The organism is Corynebacterium parakroppenstedtii (genome assembly GCF_019754935.1).
GTDB lineage: Bacteria > Actinomycetota > Actinomycetes > Mycobacteriales > Mycobacteriaceae > Corynebacterium > Corynebacterium parakroppenstedtii.
In genome coordinates, this window is sequence record NZ_JAGSOA010000002.1 from 196,551 (window position 1) to 210,133 (window position 13,583).

A 13,583-nucleotide genomic window follows, 5' to 3' on the forward strand; every position below is an offset into this window, starting at 1 on the left:
CTTGGTCGACCACACTGGCCGCGTTTACTGGCCCACCCCACAGTTGAGTCGCTATTTCGCCACATTTACTGGCGGTTGTTATTTCTTAGTAATGGGCCCAACATGCATGTCAACGGTATCGCCAGAGCATGCGTCCGTGGGGTAGTCAACAAAGAGCGCAGCCTTCTCGTCAGGCGGATATATCCGCAGGCCACGAGCCTGCTGGGGCTTATATGATTCCGGCGAGTAATTTCCCGACTGCGCCTTCTTGACCGTCACAGTGGCAGCCTCCCCAGGGGCGACGGTCACAAGAGACGCTGTGGCATTGTGGTCCTTGTCGGCCGGCTTACCGATCTGGTGCCCATCGTTCCCACCGACGGCACTCACGCCGGGATACCCATAAAACGTGCAGGGATGATCGGACTGGTTAGTCAGGGTGATCGTGAGGTAACTGGACCCGGCCGCTCCGCTCTCAGTCTTCAGGGAAGCTGAGATATCCGAGGTGTGGCACCGATCGTCATGTCTTGTCGACGCAGCACCCGCAGCCTGTTGTGCTGCAGCGTCGTCAGGTTCTGAGCCGTTCGTCGTCGACGGCTCGACTGCTGTCGACGAACCAGACAGTGACGGCGACGGTGCAGCGGACGAGTCTGATGGAATGCCCTGTGTCTGTGAGCTCGTGGAAGGAACCGTCGACTCTGAGCCCGTGTTCGTGGAGGATGTCCCGCTCCCACATGCTGCGAGGACGCACGTGCTCACCGTGAGTGCAGTGAAGATAGCACCGCGCCGGGCTGATACGCCGCGCCGGGCGGATCCATGAGAGCGTGCGTGTCGCTGGGGCATCGGTGAGTGGTTCATATGTCCGAGTGTAGCCGTCGGTAATGATGCAGCCGGGTGGAGAAAACCAATTAGCACCCAATTACGTGAACTATGTCTCATAGATCGTCGGAAACCTTTAAAATCACAGTCATTCGTTGTTAAAAAAGTGGCGTATTGATGTCTGATCGCGGGCGTGCGTCTTATCGATTTCTATGTGTGAGAGGAACCGTCATGGCTCTGAACTCTGATTTTGATCTTTACCAGCTACCGGAGGATTACCAAGGGGTGCGTGAAGCCATCCGGGAGATCGCGGAGAAAAGCATCGCCCCGCACGCCGCTGATGTCGACGAGAATGAGCGTTTTCCGCAGGAAGCCCTGGACGCACTGGTAGAGACGGGTTTCAACGCTGTGCACATTCCAGAGGAGTATGGCGGAGCCGGCGGGGATTCGCTCATGGCGTGCATCGTCATTGAGGAAGTTGCGCGCGTGTGTGGTTCGTCCTCGTTGATCCCGGCCGTGAACAAGTTGGGGACGATGGGACTCATTTTGAAGGGCTCGGAAGAGCTGAAGCAGCAGGTCCTCCCGGATATTGCCGGCGGGAAGATGGCCTCATACGCGCTGTCGGAACGCGGTGCCGGTTCCGATGCGGGATCGATGAAGACGCGTGCTCGCAAAGATAGTGACTCGTGGGTGCTCAATGGATCGAAATGTTGGATTACCAACGGCGGCAAGTCCACTTGGTACACCGTGATGGCGGTCACCGACCCGGATAAAGGCGCTAACGGCATTTCCGCATTCATGGTCCATGCCGATGATGAAGGCTTCGTCGTCGGCCCCAAAGAAAAGAAACTAGGGATCAAGGGGTCTCCGACGGCCGAGTTGTACTTCGAGGATTGCCGCATTCCCGCTGACCGCATCATTGGCGACGAAGGGACCGGTTTCAAGACAGCCCTGGAAACCCTGGATCACACGCGCCCGACGATTGGTGCGCAGGCTCTCGGTATCGCGCAGGGGGCGTTTGATCAAACTGTGAAGTACGTGAAAGAGCGTGAGCAGTTCGGCCGCCGAATTGCCGATTTCCAGAACACGCAATTCATGCTTGCCGACATGAAAATGAAGATCGACGCTGCGCGCCTCATGGTGTACACCGCGGCGTCTAATGCCGAGCGCGGCCACGCCGAGGGCGGGGAGCGCTTAGGTATGCTCGCTGCGGGCTCGAAGGCGTATGCGTCAGACGTCGCTATGCAGGTGACGACGGACGCTGTGCAGTTGTTCGGTGGTTACGGATACACCCGCGATTTCCCGGTTGAACGCATGATGCGCGATGCCAAAATCACGCAGATCTACGAGGGAACGAACCAAATCTGCCGCATGGTGATGGGGCGACAGATATTGAAGTAGACGCTTAAAGTGGGGAACTAAGAAGCAAATCCAATCTGTTCTTCGTAAGATCAGACCATTTTTATGGTTTGTCGGCGCAGTATGCGTTGTAGGAGCGATCTGGTTTGCAGTGAAGGGTAAATATGCCATGGCTACCAACCTTGGGCTGGTGGCTGGGTTCGTTGTCGTGGTTCCGGAGCTGCTCAGTCAAAATGTAAAAAAGAGCGACAATCCCATGCCGAGTAGTGACGAGATTGCCCAGCACCAAAAGCGCCACCCGACCGCTACGGTTGCCGAATCTATCAATGATCTGCGTGAAGAGAAATAGCAGCTAACTTGTTGCTTTAAGGCCGGCCACACCGCCGATGATCATGAACAGGAACACGATCTTGAGCGCGGAGACCGTCTCTTGCCCCGTCGCCATTCCCCATACGACGGTGCCAACGGCTCCAATGGATACCCACACCGCATAGGCCGTGCCGACGGGGACATCGCGCATCGCCAGCGACAGTCCCACCATGCTCAACGCGGCGGCAATAACGAAAATGACGGAGGGCACGAGCCGAGAAAACCCCTGCGACTCGTGGAGCGCTACGGCCCAGGTGGTCTCGAATAGGCCAGAGACAATCAGGATGATCCACGCCATGGTGTCCGTTACCTCTCTTTTTCTTCAACTGCCCTCGGGTAGGCATGGCCCTAGGTATTCTGGGAATCGTGTCTGCACCTGAACAAAAACCCTCGAACCCGTCCTCGTCTGGTCACACAGAAGCGTCTGCTCACACCAGTAGCCAGCCTTCTGACGTTTCCATCGCTCAAGCTCACCAATTAGAACCTATTGCCGACGTCGCTCGGCGTGCCGGAATTCCCGAAGAAGCTACGGTGCCTTATGGAACGACGAAGGCCAAGGTGACCGTCGGAAAGTTAGCACAGAGTGCAACGAAGGGGAAGGTTGTCCTGGTGACGGGCATGTCTCCGACGCCGGCGGGGGAGGGGAAATCAACTGTCCTTATTGGTTTGGTTGACGGGCTGGCGTCGGTCGGTGTGAAAGCGATGGCCGCTCTGCGCGAGCCGTCTTTGGGGCCAGTGCTGGGTATGAAAGGTGGCGCTGCGGGTGGGGGATACTCGCAGGTCGTCCCCATGGAGGATATTAACCTGCACTTCACGGGGGATCTTCACGCGATCACGTCGGCTAATAATGCGTTGGCCGCGCTGATCGATAATCACGTTCAGCAGGGGAACTCGCTGAATCTTGACCCACGGAAGATCGTGTGGCGACGGTGTCTGGATGTGAACGACCGTGTCCTCCGAAACATCATCACTGGTTTGGGCGGCAAAGGTGGCGGCGTGCCACGCGAAGCCGGATTTGATATCACCGCGGCCAGCGAAGTGATGGCGGTTCTGTGCTTAGCGCGGGATCTCGCCGATTTGAGGGAGCGGCTTGGCCGTATGCTCATCGGCTATACGCGCGATAATGATCCGGTCTTCGTGCATGATTTGGGCGTGGAGGGATCCCTTGTTGCGTTGTTGCGCGATGCGATGTCGCCGAACCTTGTCCAAACTCTGGGTGGGGCACCGGCGCTGATCCACGGGGGACCATTCGCGAATATTGCGCATGGTTGCAACAGTGTCATCGCCACTAACACCGCACGTGAATTGGCTGATGTTGTGGTGACAGAGGCCGGGTTCGGAGCCGATCTGGGTGCGGAAAAATTCACGGATATTGCCTCGGTGGCCGGCGATTTTGCCGCAGACGTGGCGGTCATTGTGGTGACTGCCCGGTCGCTGAAATACAACGGCGGTGTGGCACGCGGTGACCTCAACGAAGAGAACGTGAAGGCCGTGCGGTCCGGACTGGCCAATGTAGAACGCCATTGCGCATCACTAAGGCGGCTGGGAATGCAGCCGATTGTGGCCGTCAATAAGTTCATCACTGATACCGACGCGGAACTGTCGGCTAGCAAGGAGTGGGCGGACGACCATGGACTTCGTGCGGCCGTAGCGAATGTGTGGGGTGAAGGCGGTGCAGGGGCCGCTGACTTGGTGGCCCAGGTTCGTGAAGCGTTAGCGGACGAGCCGGTGCGGACCGACACAGGTCAATCGGGTACAGCGCGGACGCGTATTTACGATCCGCAACAAGGTGTTAAGGCAAGCATCGCAACCATTGCGCACGACATTTACGGCGCTGAGCAGGTCGAATATTCCCAGCAAGCCGGTAAAGACCTGGCTCAGCTGAAGCGCCACGGGTGGGATACGTTGCCGGTATGTATTTCCAAGACTCCGTATTCGTTTTCTGACGATCCGTCAATGCTCGGTGCTCCGACGAATCACACACTGCATGTCCAACGGCTGATCCCCAAGCTCGGCCCCGGATTCGTCGTGGCCCTCACCGGAACAATTTTCACGATGCCGGGGCTGCCGAAGCACCCGGCTGCGATGGAGATCGACGTCACCGACGACGGAACTATTACCGGGCTGTTTTAGAGGCGTTTGGGCTAGTTAGGTGCCCGGGCTGCGCGGGCGGAGTGAAGCGAGATTGCCGCGTTTAGCCGTTCGGTTTTAGCCATCCAATTCGGTTACGGCTTCGCCCGCAGCATTGAGAGCCGACAGCGATTCCGATGAGCCCAGGTCAGCCAACGAATCCAGCACGATCGTGTGCGGTCGGGCCTCCAAAACATCACGTGATAACGACCCGGTGAGAACGCCAACTCCGCGCACCCCTGCATTGGTTGCGGCATCCAGATCAGCGGTGGTGTCGCCCGCAGAAATCACCTCAGCGACGTTCGTCACGCCGGTGAGCTCCATGGCGTGATGAATCAGGTAAGGCGCGGGACGGCCCGCCCGCACGGTGTCGCTTGTCACCAGTGCGTCGACGGAAAATGGGGCGTTGTCTGCGTCGTCGATAAGTCGAGATGAAACGGTTGTTTCATACGGAGCCATAGACAGAGCACGGGCACCCCACCCAGCCGCGGAGAGGACAATCTCGGCAATCGAACGCTGAAATCCGGTGGTCAGCGCAACTTTTCCGCCCTTGCGCTGGAACTCCCGTAAAAGCTTTTCCACTCCGGGGATAGGCGTCGGCGGGTTATTGGTGTATTCCGTCTGCAGCCCTTCGAGAAAATCGTTGTATGCAGTGGTGATGGTCTCTTCCGACGGGGTAAAACCACCGGTGCTCAACAGCGTGATAATCGCGCTACGTTTTTCCGTTCCCTTGACCTGGTTGACCTGGTCAGGCGTAACGGTGATGCCCTGTTTTTCCACGCTTTCGCGCAATTGGCGGTACACGACTCCGCCTTCGTCGATCGTGGTGCCAGCAATATCGCATACAAGGAGGGTCATGTCTGAACCCTAACAGGTTCGCTGGACTGAGTACACGGTTTAGGGACACAAACTGCGGGTCCCACGGGTTCTTTTCACGGTTCACAAAGTGAAAATGACGTGATGTAAATACTCGGTTACATGATCTGACTGCTTAGGGAAAGTACAGATGAAACCTGCGTGAATTTATTGATAAAAACTCGACATATCGAACTTAAGGCGACCACCATAGAGATTATGGATATGTTTAGGTCAGCCGAGGAAACACAGTCTCACGAGAACGGAGTGGGGAATAAAACCGATCTTATTATCGTGGGCGCAGGCATCGTAGGCCTTGCTACTGCGTGGCGCGCTCATCACCAGGGACGGCGAGTTCACGTTATTGATCGTGCTAACCGTCCGGTCGGCGCCTCTATCCAAAACTTCGGCCACGCGTGCTTTACTGCCCAAGCCGACGCTATTCAGGATGTCGCGGCAGACTCCCGTGATGGATGGAAAGCAGCCGCCGCTGAAACTGGCTTGTGGGCGGCGCAACCCGGCACAGTCGTACCCACTGTGAGCGAGACCGAGATGACCGTGCTCCGCCAGTTCCACGACCACCGCGGTTCTGAGCAGGTCACTCTTTTGAACGCGGATGACACGCGTGAACGGCTGGGCCTCACGGGCTCCGAAAACAGCGGCGCTGACGACATCATTGGTGGGGCACTTTTACCGCTCGACATGAGAGTCAACCCTCGGGAAGCCGCACCGCGCCTGGCAGAATGGCTCGCCGCGAACGGCGTCGAATTTAGTTGGAACACGGCCGTTCACCACGTGGGGGACGGGCAGGTTGATACCTCCCGTGGAACGTTGTCCGCCGACGAAGTCGTTGTCTGCCCCGGGCACCATGTCGGGAATATTTTCCCCGATATTGCGGAGCGCAATGGACTAAGAACCTGCATCCTGACCATGGCGTTGATTGATCGCCCTGACCATATTCCCGAGGATCTCGCGATGCTGACGGGGACGTCGCTCGCCCGTTATGACGGCGTGGCTGCGATGTCCGGTGTGCCGGATCTGCGTGAAGAATTATTAGATACGAAGCCCGAATTAGTCGGATGTATTGCCAACCTTATGGCTACTGCTTTGCCGGACGGCGCAATTCCTGGTCTCAACTCCAGTGGTAGCGGAATATTTATCGGCGATTCCCATGATTATGCGCAGTCTCCTGAGCTCTTTATTCAGCAGAGCATCGCGGACCTGCTTATGGACAATGCGTCTGCATATCTCGGCATCGAGCATCCCGTGGTGCGCCAGCGCTGGCAGGGCCGATACGCGGACAGCCCGGACACCAACCTTGTTCTTGAGCGGCCCGACGACCGCACCACGGTGGCCGTCGTCGCTTCTGGTATCGGGATGACCTTGTCGTTCGGGATCGCAACTTTGATTACTGAACACTGCGATGCACCTGACTTTTAACCGCTTTATCCATTAGTCCGTCGGTTTGTCGTGATCGGCGTTACAGCAACGAAGACTCTCCTCATGGCGTTGTGGCATTGTCACTCTCTGTTCTCGGCGCCCATTCTTCCTCCCACTCCACTCCACTCCAGAAAGGGTGCCAGTGAGACACCGCATCACCACTCTTGCCTTTGCTTCGCTGATGGGACTTTCCGCGGCATGCCTAGTGTCGTGCGCCCCGGGCGGTGCATCGGGAAGCCCGACGTGCCCGTACGGAAAGATTGCCTTCGGCGTCGAGCCATACGAAAACCCGAAAGCCCTGGAAGCCGCCTACAAAACCATTGCCGACGACCTCACCAAGAAGATGGATTGCCCCGTCAAAGTTCAGATTGTGGAGGACTACTCGGCAGAGGTTTTAGCCATGCGGAACGGGTCACTCGTGCTGGGGCAGTTTGGCCCGCTGGGATACGTTTTTGCCGACGAAAAAGCAGGAGCAGAGCCCCTCGTGTCATTCGGCGACGCCGAGGGCAAACTGTCGAGCTATACCGCGGGGATCTGGGCGAAGAAATCGTCGGGAATTCACGACGTGGCGTCGCTGCGCGGAAAGCAATTGGCCTTGGGCGGTGTGGGGTCGACATCGGGCGATGCACTTCCGCGCAAAGCTGTGAAAGACGCTGGTCTCTCCGATAAAGATCTGACCATGGATTATGCCGGCGGGCACCCCGAAGCGTTGATGTCGTTGACGAATGGTGCCGTCGATGCGGCAGAGATCAACTCCCAAACGTTGGCCACTGCGATCAGTGAAGGACGTTTTCAACCTGATGACTACGTCCAAATATGGAAATCGGACCCTATTCCGAATGACCCCATCACGGTGTCGAAGAAAGCTAACCCCGAGCTCAAGCGCAAGCTGCGAACTGCGCTGACTCAGCTGGATCCCAGCACGGTGAAGAAGGTGGCTGGATACCTCGACGTTGATCCGCCCGGCCCGTTGGTTCGCGTGACAAAGCAGGACTACTCGGCGCTTTTTGAACTCAGTGCGGCGCTGGGCCTGACCACGGATGACGTTGAATAATGCTCGGGCCGGGCAACACAGCTGGACACTCCAAGCCCAGACTCGGCTAGTGGCTACTCAGGGAGACACCATGTGGAATAAAAACAATGAACACCGACGACCATATCCTGCGGAAAACATACCTAGCCCGGTGCTTCTCACACAGGAAGAATCCGCCGGATTACACAGCGATACCGGCGACACCCATTCCTCCGGGAGGACATTAGTCCAGGTGAGAGATATTGCTAAAGCATTTGGGGATAACCATGTTCTCCGCAATATCAGTTTCTCGGCATCCGAGGGGGAGATGGTGGCGCTCCTCGGTGCCAATGGTTCGGGGAAATCGACAGCATTGCGCATCGTCGCCGGGCTCCATAAACCTGACCAGGGCGATATCACGATCGATACTTCTGTGGGAACGGCAATGATCTTCCAGAAGATCCACCTAGTCCCCAGGTGGAGCGTTCTCGACAATGTGTGTGTTGGTGGGCTCGCCCACATTCCTTTCTGGCGATCTCTGACTACGTGGACATTCCCGCAGTTCCTCCGCGAAGAGGCGATGGGGTGCCTAGAACGTGTTGGGCTAGCAGATCGAGCCTTCGACCGATGCGGATCGCTGTCCGGTGGGCAACAGCAACGAGTGGCAGTGGCGAGAGCCCTATGCCAGAGAGCCCGCGTAGTTCTTGCCGATGAGCCCACATCAGCTCTCGACCCAACGGCTGCGCACCAGGTCATGGGGCTGCTCCGTGACATTTCGATAGAGGCGAACATTGCGTGCATCGCTGTCGTCCATCAGCCAGAGCTGGCCCTGGAGTATTGCGACACCATCATCGGCATTAAGGAAGGGTTGGTGGCTTTCGACCTGCCCCGTCACGCATGTGACCTCGATACCATAAGCAGCCTTTATACCGTCGGCAATCAGAAGTCCCGTGCCATCGATGCACCCATTCCCTTTGATAAAGACGCCGAGGTGTCCGCCCGTGATGAACTTGAGCGAAACCGTACCGCATTCGGCCAGCTGGAAGGACGACAGTGAGTAAATTAGTTCAACCGCAATCTTCCTCCACCATCCGGCGCGAGCGTACTGAGGGGTCGTCGTTCAATCGGGGGACTCACAGCGCAGGTTCCGTAGACTCACGACTCGCGGCTGTCCCGCACATCCTGGTCCAACCCGTAGTGATACCGAAGAGGCCGAAAGCGCGACTGTGGGTTGGCTGGATCACCGCCATTGCTGTGGCCGTGATTATCCACGCGATCGCTGTCAATAGCACCGAGTTTTATGTCGAGAAACTGATTGACGGTTGGTCAAATATGGTGGCGTTCTTTAAGGATGCTTTCCCGCCGAACCTCGACATGGACGGCGTCGTTAAGCCTGGTTTCGAGGGACTTCTGACAACGCTCTGGATCGGGCTCTTGGGTACGACCTTTTCCGTTCCGCTTGCCTTCGTTTTATCCCTGGGAGCTGCGGAAACAGTTACCCCTCATCGTACGGTGTACCACGCATGCCGTTCAGTGTTGTCATTCCTTAGGGCGGTACCTGACATTGTCTTTGCCCTCATTTTTGTCACCGCAGTGGGGCTGGGCCCGTTTGCCGGCGTCATGGCGCTGATCCTGCATAACACAGGCGTGATGGGAAAACTCTGGGCGGAAGCCGTCGAGGAAATCGATGACGGGCCTCAAATAGCTTTACGTACGGCGGGGGCGAATCGTGTGCAGCAGGTATGCCACGCCGTATTGCCGATGTCGATGGCAAATCTTGTTGGTCTGCTTTTGTACCGGTTTGACGTTAATGTGCGTAGTTCGCTGGTCTTAGGGTTAGTGGGCGCCGGCGGAATCGGATTATTAATTAATAGGTCAATTAAGACATTTCAATTTGATGAAATGCTTACCTACATCATCATGGTTCTCGTTCTTGTGATCGTGGTGGACCAATTAAGTGCGTGGCTTCGTCGGCACTTGTAGTTCACGACGTTGTCGACGAGTCGACGCGGTCCACGCTGAGAGGGGAGTGCTGGCCGCGTCACGCGTCTGTCGTCGGAATTAGGGCGCAGGTGTCAATGAGATATCGTCGGCGTTTTTCCAGGTCAAAGCGATATTGAACTGTTCTAACCAGGAGTCGATATCCCCGTAGGTCGTCAGCCCGTCGACGACGATGGCTGTCACGGAGAGAGCGTGCGCCAATTCGGCGGCAGTGATAAAGCCTTGGGTGTAGGCGTCTTCGAGCTCATCGAGATCAAGGACTTCCATGGAATAGCGGTCGTGCGCGGCGGAATCGTTGCGGTAGAGAACGATGTCCGCGTAGTAGTCGGTGGTCGTCCAGATGGGGCGCTCACTATCACGCGTGTTGTGCGCGATGTCGATATAAAACTCTTGCCTGTCGGTGAGCGCCTCACTGGCTTTCGTTTCTGACCGAAAGTGGAATTTTGTGATTCGGATATCGGGTTCACGCAATAACCATGCTTCGATATATCCGAACCGTGGATGGTCTGCTCCTCTACCCATATAAAGCCCGAATGATGTTTCGACATACGTATCGACGGTGCGTGTGAAACCCTTAGGGTCAATATTTGTCTTGCTGTCGATATCGAATGTTTCGTGTTTGGGAGCGTGAATAGCTCTGTGATGGGGCTGAGTCGTTGGTGATTGCATAGCCATCCTGTGTTAATTATGCCGATTTGTTAATTGTGCCGGTTTAGTTTCGACGATCGCGGTTGTGACGTCGCCGTCGAGACCGGCCCCGGGACGAGACCGGTATGCACGTCACCGATGACACCACGGCATCGAGTTCATACTTGGCCTTCTCTGCATCCTCAGTGGGGGTGCCGTGTGAATGGGGAAGGCCGACGTTGGCACGGCCGTCGGAGAGTTCGATGACGCGGACTAATTCGGGCGGAAACCGTCGGGCAATATTCGCTGCCCGAAGTCGTGCTGAGGCTAGGGGAGTGCCGCCACCCGTGGGCAGTGAAGTGAGGCATCGTCGGGCTCGTGACAGGCTCCGAGTGACGGGCAACCCGATAGCTGCTTCATGTCCCCGGGCGACGATGATGCAGACTTTGCTGCGGTCCCGATAGCTCGATTGCAGAACCTCTAGGGCGGTGGATTTTGCCGTGCGGATGGCGCCGCGGCCCATGGATCCGGATGCGTCAACAATGATGATGACCAGTTCGCCACCAGCAGATTCGCGTTGGGCCGTGCGGAGATCATCGCGGGTCAGGATGATTCGACGTTGATCGTGCTGACCACTCTGCTTCTGCTGATCGTCTTGACGGCGATGCCGGAATCGCTGCCACGGCGCCGCTGCAGCAAGAGTGGGAAGAATCGCGAGATCGGTGTCATGGGTTCGCGCTGGCATGACCCGACGAACACGGCCGCGATGGGAGATCCCACGTGGCCCATGACGACCGGGCCACACCGCGGTTGACGTCCGCCCTCGGCGAGGGACGTGGGGGATGGCTAAAGGCTGGTCATCAGGCTTATCGACGGGGTCAGTGTTCCGGGCTTCCTCTCCCGTGGAGGCGTCGTCATTGTGGGGAGGATCGTTGCGTTCCTCGCGCGACGTGTCACCGGAGTCGTTCTCCCGTGACGGTGAATTCTCGGAGGACTCATCTGAAACAGGCTCCTCATTGGAGGTGGTGTCTGGGTCGTTTGGGGAACTCTGGGTGTCGGCATCCTCCGGTTGTGCCTCAGACGGATTGGCGCTGTTTTCTTTCTCGTTACCGTCTTCGTAGTCGCCGTCGTTATTCCGTGGATGATCGTCAAAGTCCGAGTCGTCAACGTCCTCCGGGAGCCGAGGCCGGATAAACATATCGACAACGGCTTCGTGTACATGTTCCGTGGCGCGCCCGAGGGTCCGCGCAGCATGCGCCATATATATGGCGTCGAGAAGTAGTCCCGGCGTTGCCTGGCTCCCGAGATGAGTCATGAGCGCTCTGGCCACCCATTGGCTGAGCTCATCATCACCGTCGACGGCCCGAGCACCATCCTTCCTGGTATCAGAATCTTTAGTCCCGACGTCGGTATCGTCGGCATCGCCACGTTCGTCGGTAACACGAACCTCGTCGACTGTGGTCGTGCGGGAAGTGCCAGCGGGCATGTAGCGCGATGCGAGTGTGGCAATCATGTCAGGGTCGGTGGTGTAGGGAGCCGACAAAATCGGGCCGACATGATCGAGTATGACGGAGGGCACTTCATCGAGCGTCGACGTCTGCCGTGAATCGGGCACGGCAGAGATAACATGGCATGACGAAAAGTGCTGGGCGATGGCTGCGGCGGTATCCACCTCAAGAAGATGAGCATTGTGAATGATGACGAGCCCATCGCGCTGGGGTGCGTTGCGTCCGGGTACATCACCCCGGGGTGCAACCTCAGCTTCCCTCGCGACGTCGGATTGGTCGTGATTAAACGACGTGCTCATCCGCGTGATATCAGGGGGCGTCATACTCGGGCTCATGCGGATCACCGATTCATGCTTCGTGTCCGCCCAAAGTTCCCCCAGCGCATCTAACGATTCGTTGATCCGCACCGAATCGCCCGTGAGCAACAGCCACGAAGGGCGGGACTGCACCCATACCTGTAGTGCATCAATGGCGTGTGCCAAAGAGCCAGGATATGCCATGGTGTCACTCTCGTTAATGGTCGGGCTCATTATCGGTCGGAAAATAGTTATTCACATACCTGGTGAATAGTGCGCGTCAACCGCGCATCAACATCGCCTGGTGCTTCGAATGCTTCGGTCGGCACGCGATGCCGGAGCGCCGCGAGGGCCACCGCATCAACATCCTCCCTGGTCACAGTGTTGTTACCGTGGAGGGCAGCCCGTGCACGTGCAGCACGGGTGATGACCAGCTCGCCCCGATGCCCCACGCATCCCGTTTCAGTACAGACCTCAACGGCAGTAAGCACAGCATCTTCACTGAGCTCAATATCACGGACGCGGTCACGCGCCTGCTCAATAGACGTGGCCAGCTCCTGCTCTTCTTCCTTGGCGTCATCAAGAAAAGCCTCAGGGTCCGCGTCGAAAGCGAGTCGCTCGCGAACAATAGTCATGCGCTCAGTCGGATCGGTGAGAGTGTCCACGCGCAAGGCCAGGCCGAACCGGTCCTGCAATTGTGGCCGCAAGTCACCCTCTTCAGGATTGCCGGACCCCACCAGCACAAATCGCGCCGGGTGCGTGTGGCTAATGCCGTCGCGCTCCACAATGTTGACCCCGGACGCCGCGACATCGAGCAAGACATCCACCAAGTGGTCGTCAAGCAGATTAATTTCGTCGATATAGAGGAACCCATTGTTGGCGTCGGCCAACAATCCCGGGCGAAACCGCGCCTCGCCAGTTGTCAGCGCGGCGTCGATATCAAGCGACCCGATCAGGCGGTCTTCAGTCACGCCGAGAGGAACGTCGATAACCGGTGTTTGCGAAGAAGAAGACCCACCATGCTGCGACAGCAATTGCCCTAACGCGCGGACCGTCGTTGTTTTTCCTGTTCCCCTGTCGCCGAAAGCGAGCACACCCCCGATGCCGGGATCAATTGCGCAGAGGATTAGTGCTTCTTTGAGCTCATCTTGTCCGTGGATGTGTGTAAAGGGATACACGCGGTTCATTCGG

13 protein-coding genes are annotated in these 13,583 nt (G+C 57.4%); 7 read left to right on the forward strand and 6 right to left on the reverse strand.

The window, feature by feature from the left end; translation table 11 throughout:
• Positions 1–78 precede the first annotated feature (78 nt).
• Positions 79–834: a DUF4232 domain-containing protein gene (locus tag KCQ76_RS07400; RefSeq protein ID WP_160296129.1), complete on the reverse strand. Its 756-nt coding sequence runs from the start codon at positions 832–834 to the stop codon at positions 79–81.
• 192 nt (positions 835–1,026) lie between these two features.
• Between KCQ76_RS07400 and KCQ76_RS07405 the strand changes: the two genes are divergently transcribed.
• Positions 1,027–2,196, forward strand: coding sequence for an acyl-CoA dehydrogenase (locus KCQ76_RS07405; RefSeq protein ID WP_046203080.1), 1,170 nt, complete (start codon positions 1,027–1,029; stop codon positions 2,194–2,196).
• 127 nt (positions 2,197–2,323) lie between these two features.
• Positions 2,324–2,503, forward strand: a complete 180-nt coding sequence (locus KCQ76_RS07410) for a hypothetical protein (RefSeq protein ID WP_146003166.1) — start codon at positions 2,324–2,326, stop codon at positions 2,501–2,503.
• 3 nt (positions 2,504–2,506) lie between these two features.
• Here the strand turns inward: KCQ76_RS07410 and KCQ76_RS07415 are convergent, their stop codons facing one another.
• Positions 2,507–2,821 (reverse strand): DMT family transporter, encoded by a 315-nt coding sequence (locus KCQ76_RS07415; protein ID WP_046203079.1) that lies wholly within the window; start codon positions 2,819–2,821, stop codon positions 2,507–2,509.
• Between the two features lie 44 nt (positions 2,822–2,865).
• On the opposite strand from KCQ76_RS07415, the gene KCQ76_RS07420 reads away from it, so the two are divergent.
• Positions 2,866–4,656: a formate--tetrahydrofolate ligase gene (locus KCQ76_RS07420; RefSeq protein ID WP_231725379.1), complete on the forward strand. Its 1,791-nt coding sequence runs from the start codon at positions 2,866–2,868 to the stop codon at positions 4,654–4,656.
• A gap of 75 nt (positions 4,657–4,731) precedes the next feature.
• Here KCQ76_RS07420 and KCQ76_RS07425 read toward each other — a convergent pair whose 3' ends face one another.
• Positions 4,732–5,511: an HAD hydrolase-like protein gene (locus KCQ76_RS07425; protein ID WP_046203078.1), complete on the reverse strand. Its 780-nt coding sequence runs from the start codon at positions 5,509–5,511 to the stop codon at positions 4,732–4,734.
• A gap of 222 nt (positions 5,512–5,733) precedes the next feature.
• Here KCQ76_RS07425 and KCQ76_RS07430 point away from each other — a divergent pair, with 222 nt between their 5' ends.
• The 4 genes from KCQ76_RS07430 to phnE all read left to right on the forward strand — a co-directional run bounded on the left by KCQ76_RS07430 (position 5,734) and on the right by phnE (position 9,943).
• Positions 5,734–6,948: a TIGR03364 family FAD-dependent oxidoreductase gene (locus tag KCQ76_RS07430; RefSeq protein ID WP_046203186.1), complete on the forward strand. Its 1,215-nt coding sequence runs from the start codon at positions 5,734–5,736 to the stop codon at positions 6,946–6,948.
• Positions 6,949–7,090: 142 nt separating this feature from the next.
• Entirely contained in the window at positions 7,091–8,002 is a 912-nt protein-coding gene (locus KCQ76_RS07435) for a phosphate/phosphite/phosphonate ABC transporter substrate-binding protein (RefSeq protein WP_231725380.1), read from the forward strand.
• Positions 8,003–8,051: 49 nt separating this feature from the next.
• Positions 8,052–9,017 carry a phosphonate ABC transporter ATP-binding protein gene (locus KCQ76_RS07440; protein ID WP_197416786.1) on the forward strand — a complete coding sequence of 322 codons (966 nt, stop codon included), beginning with the start codon at positions 8,052–8,054 and terminating at the stop codon, positions 9,015–9,017.
• Positions 9,014–9,943, forward strand: a complete 930-nt coding sequence (gene phnE / locus KCQ76_RS07445) for a phosphonate ABC transporter, permease protein PhnE (RefSeq protein ID WP_231725381.1) — start codon at positions 9,014–9,016, stop codon at positions 9,941–9,943. Before KCQ76_RS07440 ends, phnE begins: the two co-directional genes overlap by 4 nt.
• 78 nt (positions 9,944–10,021) lie before the next feature.
• Here the strand turns inward: phnE and KCQ76_RS07450 are convergent, their stop codons facing one another.
• From KCQ76_RS07450 to KCQ76_RS07460, 3 genes are read right to left on the reverse strand one after another with little or no spacing between them, the layout of a single operon-like run.
• Positions 10,022–10,630, reverse strand: a complete 609-nt coding sequence (locus KCQ76_RS07450; protein WP_046203076.1) for a DUF402 domain-containing protein — start codon at positions 10,628–10,630, stop codon at positions 10,022–10,024.
• A 43-nt stretch (positions 10,631–10,673) separates the two neighbouring features.
• Entirely contained in the window at positions 10,674–12,626 is a 1,953-nt protein-coding gene (locus tag KCQ76_RS07455; RefSeq protein WP_046203075.1) for a VWA domain-containing protein, read from the reverse strand.
• A gap of 17 nt (positions 12,627–12,643) precedes the next feature.
• On the reverse strand, positions 12,644–13,579 hold the full coding sequence (locus tag KCQ76_RS07460) for a magnesium chelatase ATPase subunit I (protein ID WP_046203074.1): 936 nt from the start codon (positions 13,577–13,579) through the stop codon (positions 12,644–12,646).
• Positions 13,580–13,583: the final 4 nt, after the last annotated feature.